We start from the raw sequence: 20,568 nt of genomic DNA on the forward strand, positions 1-20,568 counted from the left end.
AACGCCCACATCATGTGAGCGTTTCTTTTTAGTTATCAGAAGACGTTGTGTTTTCTGCATTCTCTTCAATTTTATCTTTATTCTTTTGCTGAGTATCTTCTTTGTCCTGTTTCGATTTCAGCTCAAAGTATTTATCCAATACCTCTCTGCCGATTTCGTTCGTAATGGTATATTTAGCGCTGTAATCAACATAAGCCCAAGGTACTACTACAGAGATCGCAATCTCAGGATTATCGGCAGGCGCATATGCAACAAGTGTCGTATTATAAGCCGCTGTTCCTGATTTTGATTTATCTGGCCCATCATAGAACGACTGTGCTGTTCCTGTTTTAGCAGCTGGTTTATAAGATGCTGAGGCAAGTTGACTGGCAGCTGTCCCCTTCGTCGCCACTCGTCTAAATCCTGCTTGAACTTCTTTAATATAATCGCTTTTCATGTCGATTTTATTCAGCACTTCTGGCTGAACGGATTGCACGACAGCACCGATTCCTTTATCAGGATTAGGTTCTCTGACTTCCTTCACAAGCTGGGGCTTTAAGCGGTAACCTCCGTTTGCAATCGTTGATACGTATTGCGCCAGTTCCAGCGGTGTATACGTATCGTACTGGCCGATCGCATAATCCAGCAAGAATCCTGTCAATCTGCTTGTTCCTTTATAGCCTGTCATTTCATTTGGAAGGTCAATTCCAGTTTTTACACCGAGTCCAAATTGACTGAAATAATTTCGGAATGTATCAAAAGCCGCAGTATCAATCGGTAAAGCTTGATGCGGTTTATATTCACCTTTACCGATTGCGATTGCAGTTTTAAACATAAATACGTTGGAAGACTGCTCTAAAGCCCTTTGAATATTAACAGGTCCCAAAGTAGTCCACGATTTTTTACCGTTTTTATCCTGGCCAATATACAATGGTTCATCCTGAAAAACTGTATTTAGGTTGATGGCACCGGTTTGCAGGCCAGTCAGAACGGTTGCACCTTTGACAGCTGACCCCATGGCATAAGATGACGTCATATTTCCTAGCGCGTAATCATCAATTTTATATTTTCCGTTTTCTGTTTTAATCTGCTTGCCCGCCATTGTCAGCACTTCACCATTTCTTGGATCCATCATGACAACGAATGCCCGGTCTAACAATTGAGTGCTTGGTCTTGCTTTAGCAGATTTGAGGTTTTTCTCAATAATTTTTTCCACTTCTTTTTGTAAATCAATATCAATCGTAAGCACGAGATCTTTACCGGCTTTGCCTTCAGAAACCGTTTTTGTTCCCGTCACATTGCCGTTTGAATCGGTGATATTTTCAACTTTTGCTTTTTGGCCCTGCAGAAGGCTTTCGTATTGGTATTCCAGATAACTTTTTCCAACCCTGTCATTTCGGCTGTAGCCAAGCGACAGATAATGGTCGAGCAAGTTGGACGGCAATCCTTCATCAGAGCTGGAAACACTTCCGAGCACTGAGCGAAGAAGGTTTTTATACGGATATTCACGTTCCCAATCGGACGTAACATCAACACCCGGCAGTTCGTCTAAATGTTCACTCACTACTGCCATTTCTTTCGCTGATACATCTTCATTTTTGATATATTGAGGGGTCAATGCATATCCTGAATCCATCTGTCTTTTGATAGCAAGGATCTGCATGTCTTTATCCGTCAGTTCATTCAGCTGCTTATCAGTAATCCGTTTTAGCTGTAGCTGATATAAATCGTCATCGGATAATTTTTTGTCTTCAACCTGCTGTCTTTCTTTAGAGGTAATCAGCTTTTTCGCTTCTTTCGGTCTAGTCAAAATCCAATAATCTTTTTTATCCCGTTCTGTTACTTTTTTTGTGTCGACTTTAATCATTTCAGACAGCTTTTTTGCAATCTTTAAACGCTGCTCTTGCGTGGTCGATTTAGATCTGGTGTATGTGATTGCATTTAAAGCCTTATTTGTCACGATGGCATTGAAGTTTCGATCATAAATTTTCCCGCGCGGCACCGCCGAGCTGACTTCACTTTGTTCCTGCTTATTAGCTTGATTTTTGTAATCATCGCCTTGCACGATCTGCTTGATGCCCAGTTCCACAATGATCCAGGTAAATATGACAAAGGCAGCCAAGAATAAAATATTCAGCCGGATCGGAAGCGACTTCTTTTTCTCTTTATGATTTTGCTTTTTTGGTTTATTTCTCCTCATAACATCACCTTTTTCTATTTACAGAAAGAAAAGACACTCAAGTAAGAGTGCCAGTTTTCATTTTAAAGGTTTTTTCGACTTTTTTCTACAGATAACCCCTTTTTGACAAAAAATTATCTTTCACCTTTTAAAAGATTCGGTTCAGTTACCCGTTTTTGGCCGTCTTCTTCCATGGTTTCATTTCCCTCTTCTTTCTCCTTAAAACGGATATCCTTGACAAAGTAATAAATCAGCGGATGTCCTACGCCCAATATAGCAAGTGCCAAAGGAATTCCCACATCCTCTTTCAGAAGGGCCACAATCAGAAGAAAACATAAAATGGAGACAATCCTGCCGGCGTTTAAAAACAATTCCCTCAGCACGATATATTCAATTCTTGCTTTTCTGGCATGCCTCGCCCGTCCTATCACATCATATGTAAGTGATACATATGGAACGAGCAAAAGTGGATAGCCGATGGCAATAAAAACGCCGTATGTCAATAATGTCGTAAAGCTCATATGAAACAGAATCAAAAACAGCGCTCCATACAGAATAAGTCCGCCCAGCAAAATCGATTTTTTTCTGTTCTTTTTCTTAATCAGCCTGGATGCAAAGTAGTAGGCAAAGAAGGAAACAGCTGAGTTGACGAGGCCAAATGTGCCGAGAGCCAGTTCGCTGTTTGTCTCAATAAATACAAATACACTGATTAAAAAGACAAAAATCCCTTCTCTCAAACCCTGAAAAAAATGCGCATTCGTAATTCTCCGCCAGTTCATATTGCTATGGCGCTCTCCAAATACTTTGCTCAGCATAAAACGGCCCTTTGATTCTCTCCGCTTTAAAAAAAAGCTCATCACGACAGCCAAGGCAAATAAACTGAGGGAGAGACTGAAAATCACTGTGTAACCCGTATTATTTTCAAGCCTCGAGATAACGAATCCCGCTACAATCGGGCCGATCATTCCTGCAGAGGAAGAGAGAATACCCATAAATCCGTTGAAAAAGTCCCGCGTATCCGGCTCTGTTATTTCAAAGGTCAGCACGTTAAACGCAAGCCAATAAAAGCCATAGCCCACTCCGAGCACCGCGCCGATCAGTACAAGCCGGCTGGCCGCCGTTTCTCCGGCTAAAAGAACACTTAAATAAAAGGCAGCTAAAAAAATCACACCGAACCTTAAAATGAACACCCTGTCTATTTTTTTGGCTAACCGTCCAGCCAAATAAAAGGTTATCGGCTGCATTATCACAATGGATAAATTATATATCGCTAAATCAATAAATTTCCCTGACTGCTTCCAAAGATACACATTAACAAATGTATTGGACAGTGCAATTCCTAGCGAATAAAGCCCGCCAATGGTCAGCAGAAAGAGTAATCCTTTGTTTACGTCTACATCGCCAATCACTTTTTTTAGTTTGCTCATTACTGACTCCCCTTTACTATCCCTTAGTCTGTCTCACTCAAACCGAGATATGTAAAAAGAAGACATAAAAAAACAAGGCCCTATATTGAGGACCTTGCTTGTGTCATTATTTTGCTTCGCTGTATAGACGAGCCACTTCGTCCCAGTTCACAACATTCCAGAACGCTGAAATGTAATCAGGACGGCGGTTTTGATAGTTAAGGTAGTATGCATGCTCCCAAACGTCAAGACCTAAGATAGGCGTTTTGCCTTCAGAAAGCGGAGAATCTTGGTTTGGCGTGCTTGTGATCTCAAGTTTGCCGTTGTTCACAACAAGCCATGCCCAGCCAGAACCGAAGCGTCCAGCTGCTGCAGCTGCGAATTGCTCTTTGAATTTGTCAAAGCTTCCAAATACACTGTTGATCTCATCAGCAAGCGCGCCAGTCGGCTCGCCTCCGCCGTTTGGAGATAAAAGCGTCCAGAATAATTTGTGGTTCGCGTGTCCGCCGCCGTTGTTGCGGACTGCAGTGCGGATGTTTTCAGGAACAGAATTAAGATCTGCAACAAGCTCTTCAACTGATTTGTTTGCAAGAGCAGTGTTTCCTTCAACCGCTTTGTTTAAATTTGTAACGTATGTGTTGTGGTGTTTCGTATGGTGAATAGTCATAGTTTCCTTGTCGATATGCGGTTCTAAAGCATCGTACGCATAAGGTAATTCTGGAAGTTCGTAAGCCATGATAATTCCTCCTTAATATATATATGTACTGAAATGCCGCTTCACAGCGAGCCTTTCTTCATTCAATGTAACAAAAGAATGCTTGGTAATCAATGAAAATGCTCACATTTTGGCTCATTTCAGCGGACATATTTCACTTTAACCGATAATCCGCCCGATTAAACCTGCCGCCCACAATTCTTATAGGACCGTCCATAAAAAATATCCGATCATCAAAAGCTGTATGATGCCCTTTGCAATAACCCCTGTTAAAAAGCCAATGAGTGAGCCGAGACCGATTTTAAACGCTGACTTTATGTCCTTTTGATGGACGATAAGTTCTGCACAAACCGCCCCGATAAATGGCCCTAATATGATCCCCGCAACCGGAATGACGAAAGGCCCGATTAATAAACCGATCGTGCTTCCCCATATGGCGGCTTTGCTTCCGCCAAACCTTTTTACTCCAAGCAGATTAGACACGTAATCTGCGGCGAATAATACTGCGGCAAAAACAGCTTCAATGAGCCAGAACATATAAGAATACGGACCGAATGAAAACAAAAATCCATACAATACAAAGCCAGCAACGATAAATACTACACTTGGAATAACGGGATACACCAGCCCAATACAGGCGATGATAAATACCGCCGCAATCACCAGCCAATAAAACAAATCCATGACATCCATCCTCCCTTTTTACATCCATCTTCTTCATGTCTTCCTTGTATTCACACGCAGGCAACGATACAATAAGCAACATATATTAGTATAGCTAGGAAGTGAAGATAGTGAATGTATTTCAGCTTTTCATCAAAAGTACATACTCTCCCCGTGATATTGCAAAAACAAGATTTCAAGGAATCGGAAAAGCGATTCTTTATGTATTTTTGCTCTCTGTCCTTTTTGCAATTCCAACCGCTTATTATGTAAGCTCAGGGACCGTAAAATCAATGAACGGCTTTAAAACCGTTTTAAACAAAGATTTCCCTGATTTCACAATTTCAAACGGCAAACTTCAAACGGATGAGAAAAAAGCCACGGAATCACAGGCAAATGGTTTCGTTATCGTGTTTGATCCGACAGACGCCTACGGCACCGAACAAATTGAAGCAAAGCAAAACGCGATCGGCATCCTTCAGAACAAATTTGTTTTGGCCATTGACGGACAAGCCCAAGAAATGCCTTACTCAATGATGCCGTCAGAGTTAAAGAGAAAAGATGTCATTGCAGGTTTAAATCAAAATAAAACGATGATCGTAACTGTTCTTTCGGCTCTCATTTTTCTCGTAACAGCCGCAGGAAAATTTATTGAAGTATCATTTTTAGCGCTAATCGGGGTAATCATTAAGAATTCACAGAAAAAACATCTGTCCTACCATCAGCTCTGGAAGCTTTCTGCTTATTCCATCACCCTTTCGACTGTATTCTTTACGATTATGCGAGCGTTAGAAGTGACAGTTCCAAGTGAATTTTTGCTGAACTGGTTTGTCAACTTTGTCATCCTGTTTCTTGTTTTAAAAGAGATTCCTTCCAAAAAAACTGCTGTATAATCCGAGACTGCCTTGGCAGTCTCTTTTCTTTTGTCATGAATCTAATTGGACAAGCATACTATGGTATAAAATTTCGTATGCGGGAGGAAAAGCGATGAAGCGTCTCACTTTTGTATGCAGTTTTGTTTTTATTCTTTTTATTCTTTTTTATGATCTCAAAATTGGAACAATACCCATTCAGGACCTCCCTGTCTACGAAGCATCAGCAAAAACGGCTGCACAAGAACCAGCATATAAAACAGTGAAGGTAAAGCCGGGTGATACGGTTATGTCGATTGTCGGATCAGCAGGTTCTCCAGACGACATTGTAAAGGATTTTGAAGCACTGAATCCGAATGTGAAAGCCAACGCCATTCAAGCAGGAGCAGCGTACAAATTCCCGGTCTACCCTTAATTAACGTTAATTTCTTGTCAGTTCGGCGAAGACACTGTTACAATATAATTTGTAAAATAAATTCACATAAACCATACTAGAATTGTTATATCTAGAAGCGGCAACTACAATTAAGGAGCGATTGCAAGTGAGTGAAATCACACATCGTACAAAAACGCGTCCCGTCAAAGTGGGACCTTTAACAATAGGCGGCAACAATGAAGTTGTCATCCAAAGCATGACAACAACAAAAACACATGATGTAGAAGCAACGGTTGCAGAAATTAACCGTTTGGCTGAAGCCGGATGCCAAATCGTCCGGGTAGCATGTCCGGATGAACGGGCAGCAAACGCCATCGCAGATATTAAAAAACGCATTTCCATTCCGCTCGTTGTTGACATACATTTCGATTATAAACTTGCGTTAAAAGCCATTGAAGGCGGCGCAGATAAAATCCGAATCAACCCCGGCAACATCGGCCGCCGCGAAAAAGTCGAAGCAGTCGTTCAAGCGGCGAAAGAAAAAGGGATTCCGATCAGAATCGGAGTAAACGCCGGTTCACTTGAAAAACGGATTTTAGAAAAATACGGTTATCCGACTGCCGACGGAATGGTAGAAAGCGCACTTCATCACATTAAAATTCTTGAAGATCTCGATTTTCACAATATTATTGTCAGCATGAAGGCATCTGACGTGAACCTCGCAATCGAGGCTTATGAAAAAGCGGCGAAAGCATTTGACTACCCGCTGCACCTCGGGATCACCGAGTCAGGAACACTGTTTGCCGGCACGGTAAAGAGCGCAGCAGGACTCGGCGCGATTTTAAGCAAGGGCATCGGGAACACAATGCGCATTTCATTAAGCGCAGATCCTGTGGAAGAGGTAAAAGTAGCAAGAGAGCTTCTGAAATCTTTCGGTTTAGCCTCCAATGCTGCCACGCTCATCTCATGTCCGACTTGCGGCCGTATTGAGATTGATCTAATCAGCATTGCCAATGAAGTGGAAGAATATATTTCTAAAATTAAAGCGCCGATTAAAGTCGCTGTTCTCGGCTGTGCCGTAAACGGACCCGGTGAAGCGAGAGAAGCTGATATCGGCATCGCCGGAGCTCGCGGCGAAGGGCTGTTATTCCGGAAAGGGAAAATTGTCCGTAAGGTTCCAGAGGAAACAATGGTAGAAGAACTCAAGAAAGAAATCGACATTCTTGCTGAAGAACACTATGCAAAGTTTGAAGCTGAAAAAGCAAAATTAAAAGAAGAGACACAAAAAGCTTGACGGGAACCCGTCAAGCTTTTTTGTGTTAGAAGAAAGGAATAATAAATATTCCAAGCACTAATGAGACGACACCGATACCCATCGCCCAAGCTCCAAGGCCTTGGGCACCTCTTCTTCTTGCGATATAGCCGACAATAATACCGGCAGCTCCCAATAAAACAGGCAGTACAAACAATGAAATAATGGACAAGGCTAAAGCAATATACCCTATTCCCCGTCCTTCATTGACATTGCCGCCGCTGCGGTCATTGTCTCGGTCATTGCTGCGGTCAGCAGCACGGTAAGGCTCTGCGATTTCAGCAGCCGTTTCCTCAAAAAAACCATCATTGTCGCGGGTTATATTTGTTCCTTCAGAACCATGATCAACATAGTAGCCGTTGTTATCACGTTTTTCGTAATCGTTTGCCACCTTCAATTCCCCCTTCTGTTTTTATTAAAGGAGCTTTTATAGTTTGATCTATTTCGCCTGATTCATGTTTGCTAAACTTTTCTGTTAATGTCAATTGTTTATGTTACACTTGAAGGGATGAAACTGAAGGAGTGTGGGCATGTTACGCTTAGGAATAGATATTGACGGCACAATCACGGCTCAGGATACATTCGTCCCTTATTTGAACCGCTCGTTTAATCTTTCCATTTCATTAAACGATATGACGGATTATGATTTAACAAAGCTGTTAAACATTACGCAGAAAGAATTTTGGGATTGGATGAATCAAAATGAAGCGATCATATATAAGGAAGCATTGCTTGCACAGCATGCAAAACAGTCACTTGACCTCCTCAAAGAGGAGCACAAGCTTATTTATATTACAGCAAGACGGACTCATTTAACTGATATTACCTATGAATGGTTTGACAGACAAAACATTCACTACGACCACATCGAACTCGTTGGCGGTCATCATAAAGTTGAGGCAGTCAAAAATCATAACATCGACTTGTTTTTTGAGGATCATCACGGAAACGCGATGATGATCGCGAAAGAAGCCGGTATACCGGTAATTTTATTCAATTCCCCTTATAATCAGCTTCCGATTGATTCAAACATCATCAGAGTAAACAACTGGCTAGAAGCCGTTCAATGGATGAATAAAAACAAACATCACTTCATACGTGTCAATAACTGAAAAAGGAGCCAAACTGGGCTCCTTTTCTCATATATATGCAATTAAGCAGTCGTGTTTTCTTGATTTTCCACTGTACAATTAGGGCATGTGCCGTAAATCTCAAATTTATGCCCGCTGACCTGATAGCCATCCAAATCATCACAAAGCTTGTCCATCGGACATGATTCAATTTCCTTGGTTTTACCGCAAGCAAGACAAATAAAGTGATGATGATGATGGGTAAATGAACACTTAAATCGGAAGAGTTTTTCACCGGACAGCTCGGTTGTTTCCAAAATACCAAGTTCTTCATATAAAGAAAGGTTTCTGTAGATTGTATCAAAGCTTAAGCCGGGATAATCATCATTTAATGCAGACAGTACGTTTTTAGCGGTAAGATATCTGTCTGAATCAGCAAAAAGCTGCAGCATATCCTCCCGTTTGTTTGTATATTTATATCCATTTTCTTTCAGTAGGTTCAGCGCTTCTTGTACGTTCATGAAGGTTCCCCCTTTTCGCTTTGCTTAAGAACGTATCACATGTATGAAAAAGAAAATGGCAGCTGTCTGACCAGCAAGCCATTTTCTCTACTGCAGATAAAATTATACCCATAAAATGAATAAAAGTAAATGAAAGCCTAGTGGATTGCGTTTTTGAATTTCCCGCCTCTCGTTTCATGAGTATTCATAATTGTTATGAATGCATTTTGATCGACTTCAAACACGATCGATTTAAGCTTAGTCACTTCCAGCCTTGTGACAACCGCGTAAATCACGTCCTTTTCTTCGTCCGTATATCCGCCTTTCCCTTTCAGCTTGGTTGTTCCGCGACCGAGACGGTGCAAAATCGCGTCGGAAATCTCATCATACTGATCAGACACTATAATGACAGCTTTTGTTTCATCAAGCCCCTGGATTACGGCATCAATTGTTTTCATCGCAATATAATAAGTCATGAAAGAGTACATTGCTTGCTCAGGACCGAACACAAAAACAGCCCAAATGAAAATGAATACATTGATGAACATAACGAACTCACCTACTGAAAACGGCAACTTTTTCGTCAGCAAAATACCGAGAATTTCTGTACCATCCATTGAACCTCCGTTTCGAATAACGAGTCCGACTCCAAAGCCGAGTAAAAGACCTCCGAACACAGTGGCCAAAATAGGCTGAGTTGTAATGGCTTCTACATGGTGAAGCGAGGATTCAATAACGGCAAGCCCAACAATCCCAATCATCGTAGAGACAAGGAAGGTCTTACCGATATATTTATATCCGAAGATCATAAAAGGAATATTTAACACGACAACGAATAAAGCGAAATTCAGAATTGGGGTTGACTTAAAGAGGTGGTCTAAAATTAGTGATACACCGATGATCCCGCCATCAATAAAATCGTTGGGGATTAAAAATAATTCGATACTTACAGCCGCACATGCAGCTCCTGCCAGAATCATGAAGACCCTGAAAATAAAGTGGGAAAATGTTTCTCTCTTATGTTGTTTTGTTGGGGTCATAAAATCTCCTTTCCTGCAATAACTATTTTTAAATACATTATAAATCTATTTTACCATTAAACACTGACACATTTTACTGTTTTGCCCATACATTAAGTCTGGAGGTGGAATGGTCGATGATTTTATTTCAAAGAATTATTTTGCAGCGGCTTAATCAGGCTACTGCTGACGATTTGCTGAAGTACTCAAAACAATACGGAATCAGTTTAACAAGACCGCAGGCCATTGAAGTAGCAAACCTGTTATACGGGAAAAATGTGAACATTTTTAATGAGAGAGAACGAACGCGGCTGCTGAAACAAGTAGAGGCAATTACATCAAAAGAAACAGCCCAAACTGTTGATGAACTATTCAAACAATTTACAACCTAAAAAATGGGGGAGCTATCCCCCATTTTTTATTGCTGTAAAATCTTTTCGAGCAATGTGTCATCAAATTGTTTTTCTTTCAGCATTTCAATCTCGAAACGGTATGGCGGTTTTTTATTCTTTTTATCTTCACCGACATACGGCGTTTCAAGAATTTTTGGAATGTCTTTTAACTGCTCATGGTGAACAACATATTGCAGGGCGTCAAATCCGATTTCACCAAAGCCAATGTTTTCATGGCGGTCTTTTCTTGCACCTTTGACATTTTTGCTGTCATTGATATGAAGTACTTTAATACGGTCAATACCGACGATTTTATCGAACTCATTCAGCACTCCGTCAAAGTCTTCGACAATCTGATATCCGGCATCATGTGTATGGCACGTGTCAAAGCATACTGACAAATGCTCATTGTGTGTAACGCCATCGATAATCTGTGCAAGCTCTTCAAAGCTTCTGCCGCATTCTGATCCTTTTCCTGCCATAGTTTCTAATGCAATCTGGACATTTTGATTCGGATCAATCACTTCATTTAAGCCTTCAATAATTTTTTTGATTCCTGCTTCAGCTCCCGCTCCTACGTGAGCGCCCGGGTGAAGGACAATTTGCTTCGCTCCGATGGCCGCTGTCCGCTCAATTTCAGAACGAAGAAAATCGACACCAAGCTCAAAAGTCGACGGATTTGTCGTGTTGCCAATATTAATAATATAAGGCGCGTGTACGATAATCTCGTCAATGCCGTTTTCTTGCATGTGTGCCCGGCCAGCTTCTATATTTAAGTCTTCAATTTTCTTTCGGCGCGTATTTTGTGGTGCGCCTGTATAGATCATAAACGTGTTCGCTCCATAAGAGACTGCTTCCTGGCTTGCAGCAAGAAGCATATGTTTTCCGCTCATAGAGACGTGTGAGCCTATTCTCAACAACAGGTTCCCCTACTTTCTTTTTTTAGATTGGTTTCTTCTCTGTTTTTTCTTGATTTTCTCCATCTCGTAGCTCATTTTCTTTTTATATCCAGGCTTTACCTTTTTCGGCTTTTTCACAAGACGATGCGCAATTTCATCCGCTTCGTTCGGCGTTTTTTTGCGTTTTTTGCGGCGCTGGCGGTCATCGCCTTTTTTCCACTCGCCTTTTTCAAGCTCTAAGTAATCAAATTCGATGCCCATTTTCTCAAGTCTGGCTAATGAATCCTCATCAGAAAGCTCGAAAATGGTCATCGCTTGTCCTGATGAGCCAGCGCGAGCCGTTCTGCCCACACGGTGAATATAGAAATCGAGATCATCCGGCAGCTCATAGTTGATAACATGACTGACACCTTTAATATCAATGCCTCTTGCGGCAAGGTCCGTTGCAATGACATAAGTGAATTCTAAATCATTGATCTGCTTCATGACTTTTTTCCGTTCACGAGGCGTTAATCCGCCGTGCAGCAGCCCGATTTTCATACCTTTTCCAGTTAAATATTGAGCGATATGGTCAGCAGTGTTTTTCGTATTGGCAAACACAATGCCCAAGTATGGATTCAGATGAGACATGATGTCAAAAAGGAGCTTGTCCTTGTCACGATGTTTCGAAGGAATGAGAATATGCTCGATTTTCGCAGCAGTCACCTGTTTTGGCTCCACGTGGGCGTATTTCGGATTTTCCATATATTTTTTCAAAAATGGTTTCAGCTTTTCCGGAATCGTCGCTGAGAACACAAGCATCTGCAGATCCTCAGGCATGCGAGAACCAATGTAATCTACATCTGCAATAAATCCCATGTCCAGCATTAAATCCGCTTCATCAATGACGAGAGATTCCGCTTTATGAACACTTAACGCCTGTTCTTTGATTAAATCGGCAATCCGTCCGGGCGTACCGACAACAAGATGCGGCTGTGTCTTCAGTTTATCAATCGATTTTTGTTTATCTGTGCCTCCGATAAAACATTTCGAGCGAATCTGGCTGCCTTCCTCACCCTGTGTGATTTTAAGCGCTTCCTGATGAATCTGGTTGGCAAGCTCTCTAGTCGGAGCCGTAATGACAACCTGAACGACATCCTTGGCAGGATCGATTTTGTTTAATAAAGGCAGTAAATAAGCATGCGTCTTTCCAGTTCCCGTCTGTGACTGGCCGATGACGCTTTCTTTTTTTAACACTGCAGGAATCAGCCTTTTCTGAATATCAGTCGGTTCGTAAAAACCAAGGCGGTGTACTGCATCTATAATAAATGGTTTCAATTCATAAAGTTCAAATTTCGTTTCTTTCATTTTTCCCAGCTCCTTAAAGCGGCACATTATGTGTCCATCATCACATTATACCCGATTTTGCATAAAAACACCACGTTTGCAAGGCGTTTGTTTTATTCAGTTATGTAAAGCAAATACCGCAGCCCATGCATATTCTAATAGCAGAGAGAGCTGAAAGGAGGTACAAGTATGTTTTCACCGCAGCAGCCGATGAGAAATTATCCGCAGGCCGGACCGCCCCGCCCCATGCCAAATCAGCAAATGATGGGCAGAAGACCGCCTAATATGCGAAGGCCTTCATTTGGACCGCAGCAGCAAGGTTTTCAGCAATCCGGACAATTTCTTCCTCAGGCAAATGCCGGGGCGAGAAATGGTGCGGGCGGAGGCCTAAAAGGAATGCTGTCAAGGTTCTTACCCGGCGGAGGAGGCGCTGGCGGCGCCGGAGCTCCAGGAGCAGGCACAGCAGCGAGCGGGGGAGCAGGTCTGCAAAGCATTCAAAATATCGCCAATCCTGCATCTTTATCCAGTATGCTTGGGAATGTGCAAAAAGTGCTCGGCATGGCTCAGCAAGTCACCCCCATGATCCAGCAGTACGGCCCATTAGTCCGCAATCTGCCGGCAATGATGAAGCTGTACAGCCAATTAAGTAAAAGTGATGATACAGAGAGCAATGAGGAAAATGAAAATCAAACAGATTCACAAGAAACCTCAGAAACAGAGAACGAGGCTGAAACCAAAAGCTCAGATGGGAACAAAAAATCACAACCAAAAAGTTCTTCTCTATCCAAGAAATCAAAAACATCTGACAATAAAGAACAAAAATCAAAAACATCTGCCCCGAAGAAAAATGAAGCTGCCTCTCCTTCTCCGAAAAGAACATCAGGCAGTTCAAAGCCGAGATTATATATTTAACATTCTTTGATATCTGAAGTGAGATTGGCTATAATGAGATCAGAAGAATGCAAGAATAGAGCCGTTTGATTACGGCTTTTTATATTGCCTTTACTCACTTCAGTATTGGAGGACAACCGAAAATGGACGTAATTAAAATTTCGCCGCGCGGCTATTGCTATGGCGTTGTTGATGCTATGGTCATTGCCAAAAACGCGTCACTAGATAAAAGCTTGCCAAGACCCATCTATATACTCGGGATGATTGTTCATAATAAACACGTCACTGATGCGTTTGAAGAGGAAGGAATCTTTACTTTGGACGGTGCTAACCGTCTGGACATCTTGAAGCAGGTTGAAAAAGGAACTGTTATTTTCACTGCGCATGGTGTTTCTCCCGAAGTCAGAAAAATCGCTGAGGAAAAAGGATTAGTCGCAATTGATGCTACATGTCCGGATGTGACGAAAACCCACAATTTAATTCTAGAGATGAAAGAAAAAGGTTATCACGTGATCTATGTCGGCAAAAAAGGGCATCCAGAGCCTGAAGGAGCCGTTGGCGTAGCGCCTGAGATCGTTCACTTAGTTGAAACAGAAGAAGATGTGAAAAACCTTGATATCCAAGCAGAGAAATTAATCGTGACCAATCAGACAACGATGTCTCAATGGGATGTTCACGACATCATGGAGCTTGTCAAAGAGAAATATCCTCATGTCGAATATCATCAAGAGATTTGCCTCGCTACTCAAGTACGGCAAGAAGCTGTATCAGAACAAGCGAAAAAAGCAGACTTAACAATCGTTGTCGGCGACCCGAAAAGCAACAATTCAAATAGGCTCGCTCAAGTGTCAGAGGAAATAGCCGGCACAAAAGCATACCGAATCGGAGACCTAAGCGAATTAAAACTCGAATGGCTGAAAGGCGTTAATACCGTTGCAGTTACTGCAGGGGCTTCAACACCAACGCCGATCACAAAAGAAGTCATTCGCTTTTTGGAGCAGTATGAGCATGAAGATCCATCAACTTGGACAACGGAACACAATGTACCGCTCAAAAAAATACTTCCGAAAGTAAAAGCAAAAAACTGAGGCTGTATAAGCCTCAGTTTTTTTATAGAAATGCAAATGGATTTGTATCTGTTTCAGAAACAAAGATAGTTACGTCCAGCTTTTTATCATTGCACATTGACGTCAATTTTCTCGCGACGCCTTCTTTCATGATTTTTTCCGCGTAATGTCCCGGATCAACAACATTCAGGCCTAGCATCATCGCATCATGAGCCACATGGAAGTATAAATCTCCTGTGACGTAAACATCGGCGCCCTTTCGTTTCGCATGATGAATATACTTGTTTCCATCTCCGCCTAGAACAGCTACCTTCTTCACCATGCTGTCAGCTTCACCCACCATTCTGACGCCATTCACTTCAAGCTTGTCTTTTACAAATAAAGCGAATTCCTTGAGTGTCATCTCATTTTTAAGTGTTCCGACACGGCCGAGCCCTTTTTCGGCAGGAGACTGTTCGACAGGATAGATGTCGTAAGCGACTTCTTCATATGGATGGCTTTTTATCATTGCATGTATAACACCTTTTTCGATGCTTTTAGGAAACACAGTCTCTAGCCTAACTTCATGAACAAGCTCAAGCTCTCCCACTTCACCGATAAAAGGCTTGGCGTCATCCAATGGCTTAAAGCTGCCGATTCCTTCAGATGAAAATGCGCAATGGCTGTATTCGCCGATATGGCCGGCTCCCGCATTTCCAAGCGCTGTTCTGACCTGCTCTTCATATTCCTTCGGCACGTATACGGCCAGCTTTTTCAGAGGATCAGTATAAGTAGGCACCAACACCTCTGTTTCACTCAGCTCTAATGCTTCAGCAAGCAAGTCATTGACGCCGCCGTCTGCAATGTCTAAATTTGTGTGAGCTGCATAAACAGCGATATCATGCTTCAAACACTTTTCAATTAACCTTCCGGCAGGCTGATCTGTTGAAATATGCTTTAGCGGCCTGAAAATAGGAGGATGGTGTGCAATAATCAAATCAACCTCTTTTTCAATCGCTTCATCGATAACACTCTCCAACACATCAAGTGTAACCATCACATTTTTAATCGGTTTGTTTAAGGTGCCGATTTGCAGGCCGATTTTATCGCCTTCGACCGCATAGGCTTTCGGGGAAAATTGTTCAAACAGCTGGATGATCTGCTGCCCATTTACGCTTTTAGCCATGATCGATAACCTCCTTTAGCAGCTCTATTCGATCCGCGAGCTCCTTTAATTTCTGTTTATTTTGCTCTGTACTTGCAGCTCGGCTGATCTGTTCATAAATGTTTTGCGTGTGCTGAAGCTCTTGTGTCCATTTTTTCAAAAAGACAGCATTCTTTTCTTTTACCAAGAAAGGGCCGACGAGCATACCAGCTGATAATGAAATACCGGCATAAGCCGCATCTCTGTCTCCCGCTTCGGCGACAAGCACCTCATAGCACTTTCCGTCTTCTTCAAGGATCACTTCATCTGTCAGCGCATATCCTTCTTTATAAAGCCACTCCCTGATATGAACAGCATGAATATTCGGCTGTAAAATAAGCCGTTCTTTCCCGGTTAATTTGTCTTTACCCGCTTCTAAAATGTGAGCGATCAAAGATCCGCCCATTCCGGCAATCGTAATGGCATCGGCTTCACCTTTTTTAATGACTTCCAGGCCGTCTCCCTGCCTTACAGAAATGTGCGCGCTTAAGCCTGATTTTTCTACCTGCCGCTTGGCAGACAAAAACGGGCCGTCTGTTATTTCTCCCGCAATTGCCCCGCTGGCTTTATGATTTAGCACCGCATAACAAGGAAGGTAAGCGTGGTCAGACCCGATATCGGCCATCACCGCTCCATTCGGTATGTATTCCGCTACTGTTTGCAATCGTTTAGATAATTTTAATTCGTTCACTTGTCATCACAACTTTTCTCCATCATTTTTTCCTTTACTATCATATAAAAAATCAGCCCGGAATCCAAGCTGAGCGAATGATTTTCAGTTTATTTCTTTTGATGTGTGTCTACATACGCAGACAAAAATAAAAGGCTGTCGAGAACATCTCGGCGGCCTGAGAACGAATAAGGAGAAAGATAGATTTTTTATTTAATTTTTGACACCCACTCTGCCATATCATCTAGCTTATCAGCCGGAACAAGACCGGAAGGCATTCCATTGCCACCTTTTTCGATCTTTGTTTTAATCTCACCGACATCTTTCTTATCCCCTACACCTTTTAAGCTCGGACCTGAAACACCTTCATAATTTTCACCGTGGCACGCGATACAGTTTGCCTTATAAATATCCTCCGGTGAAGCGTTTGCATCTTCCTTTTCAGCAGATTTGCTTTCTCCGCCGCTTGCAATCTCCCGAGAGTCATCAAGCCCCTTTACTGATAAAAAGAAAGTTAGACCAATTCCTAAAACAGCGATCAATAAAAATGGAATAAGCGGGTTCCATTTCATTTCCCTTCCCCCTTTTTGATCCTTCCCCTATGTAAACACTTCTAATTCTAACTTAATTTTACAAAAAGTAAATGGATTGCTATACAAAAGTTTTTTATTCACACTTTATACAAAATTGAATAGAAACATGCCTATTTCTCTGATATCCTTTTTATTCTATTGTATAATGTATTGTATACGCTTACAATAGAAAATATGGAATCATATTTGAAATTTTTCGTCACAATGTCCATTTGCAAATGACATCATTTTTCAGTAAAATAAAGGCATATTATCCATATATCTTTTTGAAAAAAGAAGAACGGATCTGCAAGACCCGTTCCATCTTATTCGAGAAAATCTTTCAAACGTTTACTTCTGCTAGGATGTCTTAGTTTCCGCAACGCTTTGGCTTCGATTTGTCGAATACGCTCTCTCGTTACTCCAAATACCTTGCCGACCTCTTCTAATGTTCTTGTACGGCCATCATCAAGACCGAATCGAAGACGCAATACATTTTCTTCACGATCAGTTAACGTATCAAGTACATCTTCCAGCTGCTCTTTCAATAGCTCATATGCGGCGTGGTCTGAAGGTGAAGTTGCTTCCTGGTCTTCAATGAAATCACCAAGATGCGAATCATCCTCTTCACCGATCGGTGTTTCCAGCGATACCGGCTCTTGTGCAATCTTTAAGATTTCGCGTACTTTTTCAGGTGTTAAATCCATATCTTCCGCAATTTCTTCAGGTGTTGGTTCTCTGCCTAAATCTTGCAGTAATTGACGCTGCACACGGATTAATTTATTAATGGTTTCAACCATATGAACGGGAATCCGGATCGTTCTCGCCTGATCGGCAATGGCGCGAGTAATTGCCTGTCTGATCCACCACGTAGCATACGTACTGAATTTATAACCTTTGCGGTAATCAAATTTTTCAACGGCTTTCATCAGACCCATGTTACCTTCCTGGATCAGGTCAAGGAACAGCATTCCGCGTCCGACATACCGTTTTGCGATACTGACAACAAGCCGTAGGTTCGCTTCAGCCAATCTGCGTTTAGATTCTTCGTCACCCTCTTCAATCTTTTGAGCGTAGGCGATTTCTTCTTTTGCAGAAAGAAGGTTAACCCGGCCGATTTCCTTTAGATACATACGAACTGGGTCATTGATTTTGACGCCAGGCGGTACACTTAGGTCATTAAGGTCAAATTCTTCTTCGGCTTTGGCAAGCTGCTGAATATTAGGATCTTCTGTTTCTTCATTCTCACTAATTAATTCAACACCTTGTTCACCTAAAAATTCATAATACTCATCCATTTGGTCTGATTCAATTTCAAAGCTGGACATACGCTCGGCAATTTCTTCATATGTCAAAACGCCACGTTTTTTACCAGACTCTGTTAATTGCTCTTTTACTTGGTCGAATGTTAATTCTGTCTCGTGGGTTTGTTTATCAGCCATTATGGATCCCTCCTTCCAAAGCTTGCAACGAATTCTATAAGCGGTATGATTCTTATTCGGTCCATTCAGGCGTTTTCTATGTGAACTGCCTTTAACAATGTGCGAATAATGAAATGACAATTCATGATGAGGTTAAGCGATCTATTTGCTCCTCCGCAAGGAATCATTGCCAATAAATGCTTCTCACCGGTTTTCCAGTTATTTTAAAGATCGGTTCAATGTAACGATTTCTTGAGCCAGAGAAGCAGCTCTCAAAAAATCTTTTTGCCTTTCGGCTTCGGCTCTTTCCGCCTCTTTTTCTTTTATCATTGACCAATTTCTTTGATTCAACACTTTTTTTACATAATCTGATAACTCGGCTTCGCTGAGCTCTTGATTAATCTGAAGCATTAATATATCAGACAAGAGCTGGCTAATTTGATCATCCGTCACCCTGGCCATCAGATGCTGAGGCGTCAGCTCGGCACCTTCTTCATAAAAAGCGTAAAGATAGGCGGCTAATGCGCGGTGCTCATCAATATTAAATTGAAAGCCTACCCGGTCAATCACTTTTTTTATAACGCTCCGATCTCGAAGCATGTGGGCGAGTAACAGCCTTTCAGCATTTTCATACGCCGGGCGCAGACGTTTTTGTCTTGCTTTTGTCGTCAGATGCGCTCGCCGCGTTTTCGTTTCACCGCCACTGTCAGCAGGTTTGTTTTGCTTGCTGAAAACAGACAGCTGCTCGGTTAAAGACTCCTGTGACAGCGAAAACTCTGAAGCAAGCTGTTTTACATAGACTTCCTGCTCAAGAGACCCTGAAAGCGTGCTGATTTCTTTCAGTACGTCTTTAATGTAAGCTAAGCGGTCGCCTTCATCAGACAGGTTCTTTCCCTTTCGGAAATATTGCATTTTGAACGCCATTACGGTGACACTGGCGTCGATAATGTCGTTTTTAAATTTTTCCCCGCCGAACTTTTTGATGTAATCGTCAGGGTCCAACCCGTCAGGAATCATTGCAACTCTGACTTTGCAGCCTTTTTTTTGCAGAAGATCTGAAGCTTTTAAAGTGGCTTCATAACCGGCTTTATCAGAGTCATAGCAAAGAATGATTTCTTCGACATTTCTTCTCAGAATCTTGACATGATCATCTGTCAGAGACGTTCCCATCGTGGCTATGCTTTCTTTCACACCCGAGTTTACGGCCGATATGACATCGGCAAATCCTTCAAATAAGACTGCTCTTTCCTGCTTTCTGATATGAAGGCGGGCCTTATAAAAATTGTAAAGCAGTTTACTTTTATGAAAGAGCGGTGTTTCAGGACTGTTCATATACTTAGGCTGCTGGCTGCCAAGAGCCCTGCCAGAGAAAGCAACAACAGACCCGTGGTGATCATGGATCGGAAACATGACACGGTTTCTGAAACGGTCAAAATATCCGCTCCCGTCTTCGCGTCTGATCAGGAGACCCGCTTTTTCCATTTGCACCTCACTAAAGCCTCTCTTTACGAGAAATTTCGTGATGAAGTCCCAAGAATCAAGAGCATAGCCGATCTGAAATTCATCAATCAGCTCTTTCGTAAAGCCCCTTGAAAGCAGATAATCCAGCGCCTCTTGACCTTCTTTTGTATTTATTAACAAATGATGGTAAAATTTCTTCAAGAGCTCATGAGCCTCAGCCATTTTTTGTTCTTCAGAAGATTCTGGCCGGGCTCCGGAATGGACTGTTATATTATCTGGAAAATCAATTTGGTATTTGTCAGCAAGGTGAGAAACCGACTCAGCAAATGAATAGCCTTCCATCTGCCTTAAAAAAGAGAAAACATTGCCGCCCGCTCCGCAGCCAAAGCAATGAAAAATCTGTTTGTCGGGCGATACGGAAAACGAAGGTGTGCTTTCTCCATGAAAAGGACAGAGTCCAAAGTAGTTTCGGCCTTGCTTCTTTAATTGAACATAATCACCTATGACTTCAACGATATCTGCCGACTTTTGTACCTGATCCACAATTTCATCTGGTATCCGATTTCCCATCTTATAACACTCCGTCGTACATTAT

21 protein-coding genes are annotated in these 20,568 nt (G+C 42.0%); 7 read left to right on the forward strand and 14 right to left on the reverse strand.

The features are described from left to right. Window positions 1–28: 28 nt before the first annotated feature. From pbpA to AC0C66_RS05355, 4 genes are all read right to left on the reverse strand, one after another. The gene (gene pbpA / locus AC0C66_RS05340) at window positions 29–2,179 is read right to left on the reverse strand and encodes a penicillin-binding protein 2A (protein ID WP_061186864.1); all 2,151 of its coding nucleotides are present in this window, start codon (window positions 2,177–2,179) and stop codon (window positions 29–31) included. A gap of 113 nt (window positions 2,180–2,292) precedes the next feature. Next, window positions 2,293–3,585: an MFS transporter gene (locus tag AC0C66_RS05345; protein WP_061186863.1), complete on the reverse strand. Its 1,293-nt coding sequence runs from the start codon at window positions 3,583–3,585 to the stop codon at window positions 2,293–2,295. A 106-nt stretch (window positions 3,586–3,691) separates the two neighbouring features. Next, the gene (sodA, locus tag AC0C66_RS05350; protein ID WP_014114427.1) at window positions 3,692–4,300 is read right to left on the reverse strand and encodes a superoxide dismutase SodA; all 609 of its coding nucleotides are present in this window, start codon (window positions 4,298–4,300) and stop codon (window positions 3,692–3,694) included. 180 nt (window positions 4,301–4,480) lie between these two features. After that, on the reverse strand, window positions 4,481–4,963 hold the full coding sequence (locus AC0C66_RS05355) for a DUF456 domain-containing protein (RefSeq protein ID WP_461845614.1): 483 nt from the start codon (window positions 4,961–4,963) through the stop codon (window positions 4,481–4,483). 110 nt (window positions 4,964–5,073) lie between these two features. On the opposite strand from AC0C66_RS05355, the gene AC0C66_RS05360 reads away from it, so the two are divergent. The 3 genes from AC0C66_RS05360 to ispG all read left to right on the forward strand — a co-directional run bounded on the left by AC0C66_RS05360 (window position 5,074) and on the right by ispG (window position 7,484). Further along, entirely contained in the window at window positions 5,074–5,835 is a 762-nt protein-coding gene (locus tag AC0C66_RS05360; RefSeq protein ID WP_472973510.1) for a DUF1189 domain-containing protein, read from the forward strand. 94 nt (window positions 5,836–5,929) lie between these two features. Beyond that, complete coding sequence (locus AC0C66_RS05365; RefSeq protein ID WP_014114429.1) at window positions 5,930–6,229, forward strand: LysM peptidoglycan-binding domain-containing protein; 300 nt, start codon at window positions 5,930–5,932, stop codon at window positions 6,227–6,229. 121 nt (window positions 6,230–6,350) lie between these two features. Further along, on the forward strand, window positions 6,351–7,484 hold the full coding sequence (gene ispG / locus AC0C66_RS05370) for a flavodoxin-dependent (E)-4-hydroxy-3-methylbut-2-enyl-diphosphate synthase (RefSeq protein WP_472973511.1): 1,134 nt from the start codon (window positions 6,351–6,353) through the stop codon (window positions 7,482–7,484). Window positions 7,485–7,509: 25 nt separating this feature from the next. On the opposite strand, the gene AC0C66_RS05375 is transcribed toward ispG, so the two are convergent. Further along, window positions 7,510–7,899: a DUF308 domain-containing protein gene (locus AC0C66_RS05375; protein WP_072181758.1), complete on the reverse strand. Its 390-nt coding sequence runs from the start codon at window positions 7,897–7,899 to the stop codon at window positions 7,510–7,512. Window positions 7,900–8,032: 133 nt separating this feature from the next. On the opposite strand from AC0C66_RS05375, the gene AC0C66_RS05380 reads away from it, so the two are divergent. Further along, complete coding sequence (locus AC0C66_RS05380; RefSeq protein ID WP_072181757.1) at window positions 8,033–8,614, forward strand: hypothetical protein; 582 nt, start codon at window positions 8,033–8,035, stop codon at window positions 8,612–8,614. A gap of 41 nt (window positions 8,615–8,655) precedes the next feature. Here the strand turns inward: AC0C66_RS05380 and zur are convergent, their stop codons facing one another. Both zur and AC0C66_RS05390 read right to left on the reverse strand, forming a co-directional pair. Further along, window positions 8,656–9,093 (reverse strand): zinc uptake transcriptional repressor Zur, encoded by a 438-nt coding sequence (gene zur / locus AC0C66_RS05385; RefSeq protein ID WP_014114433.1) that lies wholly within the window; start codon window positions 9,091–9,093, stop codon window positions 8,656–8,658. Between the two features lie 137 nt (window positions 9,094–9,230). Then, window positions 9,231–10,112 (reverse strand): YitT family protein, encoded by an 882-nt coding sequence (locus tag AC0C66_RS05390; protein ID WP_014114434.1) that lies wholly within the window; start codon window positions 10,110–10,112, stop codon window positions 9,231–9,233. 116 nt (window positions 10,113–10,228) lie between these two features. Between AC0C66_RS05390 and AC0C66_RS05395 the strand changes: the two genes are divergently transcribed. Further along, window positions 10,229–10,483: a DUF2624 domain-containing protein gene (locus AC0C66_RS05395; RefSeq protein ID WP_072181756.1), complete on the forward strand. Its 255-nt coding sequence runs from the start codon at window positions 10,229–10,231 to the stop codon at window positions 10,481–10,483. 26 nt (window positions 10,484–10,509) lie between these two features. Here AC0C66_RS05395 and AC0C66_RS05400 read toward each other — a convergent pair whose 3' ends face one another. Together AC0C66_RS05400 and cshB are read right to left on the reverse strand one after the other, a co-directional pair. Beyond that, window positions 10,510–11,403 (reverse strand): deoxyribonuclease IV, encoded by an 894-nt coding sequence (locus AC0C66_RS05400; protein WP_032727307.1) that lies wholly within the window; start codon window positions 11,401–11,403, stop codon window positions 10,510–10,512. A gap of 9 nt (window positions 11,404–11,412) precedes the next feature. Continuing rightward, the gene (gene cshB, locus AC0C66_RS05405) at window positions 11,413–12,729 is read right to left on the reverse strand and encodes a DEAD-box ATP-dependent RNA helicase CshB (protein ID WP_014114437.1); all 1,317 of its coding nucleotides are present in this window, start codon (window positions 12,727–12,729) and stop codon (window positions 11,413–11,415) included. Window positions 12,730–12,897: 168 nt separating this feature from the next. On the opposite strand from cshB, the gene vrrA reads away from it, so the two are divergent. Beyond that, entirely contained in the window at window positions 12,898–13,620 is a 723-nt protein-coding gene (gene vrrA, locus AC0C66_RS05410; RefSeq protein WP_072183566.1) for a VrrA/YqfQ family protein, read from the forward strand. 122 nt (window positions 13,621–13,742) lie between these two features. Continuing rightward, a complete protein-coding gene (locus AC0C66_RS05415) occupies window positions 13,743–14,687 on the forward strand; it encodes a 4-hydroxy-3-methylbut-2-enyl diphosphate reductase (protein ID WP_014114439.1) in 945 nt (314 codons plus the stop codon). Between the two features lie 22 nt (window positions 14,688–14,709). On the opposite strand, the gene AC0C66_RS05420 is transcribed toward AC0C66_RS05415, so the two are convergent. From AC0C66_RS05420 to dnaG, 5 genes are all read right to left on the reverse strand, one after another. Then, window positions 14,710–15,831, reverse strand: coding sequence for a Nif3-like dinuclear metal center hexameric protein (locus AC0C66_RS05420; RefSeq protein ID WP_072183189.1), 1,122 nt, complete (start codon window positions 15,829–15,831; stop codon window positions 14,710–14,712). Further along, entirely contained in the window at window positions 15,824–16,474 is a 651-nt protein-coding gene (gene trmK, locus AC0C66_RS05425) for a tRNA (adenine(22)-N(1))-methyltransferase TrmK (RefSeq protein WP_240509999.1), read from the reverse strand. The genes AC0C66_RS05420 and trmK overlap by 8 nt, the downstream gene beginning before the upstream one ends. A 254-nt stretch (window positions 16,475–16,728) precedes the next feature. Beyond that, window positions 16,729–17,091, reverse strand: coding sequence for a cytochrome c550 (gene cccA, locus AC0C66_RS05430; RefSeq protein WP_014114442.1), 363 nt, complete (start codon window positions 17,089–17,091; stop codon window positions 16,729–16,731). A 326-nt stretch (window positions 17,092–17,417) separates the two neighbouring features. Next, window positions 17,418–18,533, reverse strand: coding sequence for an RNA polymerase sigma factor RpoD (rpoD, locus tag AC0C66_RS05435; protein ID WP_003226225.1), 1,116 nt, complete (start codon window positions 18,531–18,533; stop codon window positions 17,418–17,420). A 198-nt stretch (window positions 18,534–18,731) separates the two neighbouring features. Further along, window positions 18,732–20,543, reverse strand: a complete 1,812-nt coding sequence (dnaG, locus tag AC0C66_RS05440; RefSeq protein ID WP_088679287.1) for a DNA primase — start codon at window positions 20,541–20,543, stop codon at window positions 18,732–18,734. Window positions 20,544–20,568 lie beyond the last annotated feature (25 nt).

The sequence above is a fragment of the Bacillus sp. VA13 genome (assembly GCF_055710085.1).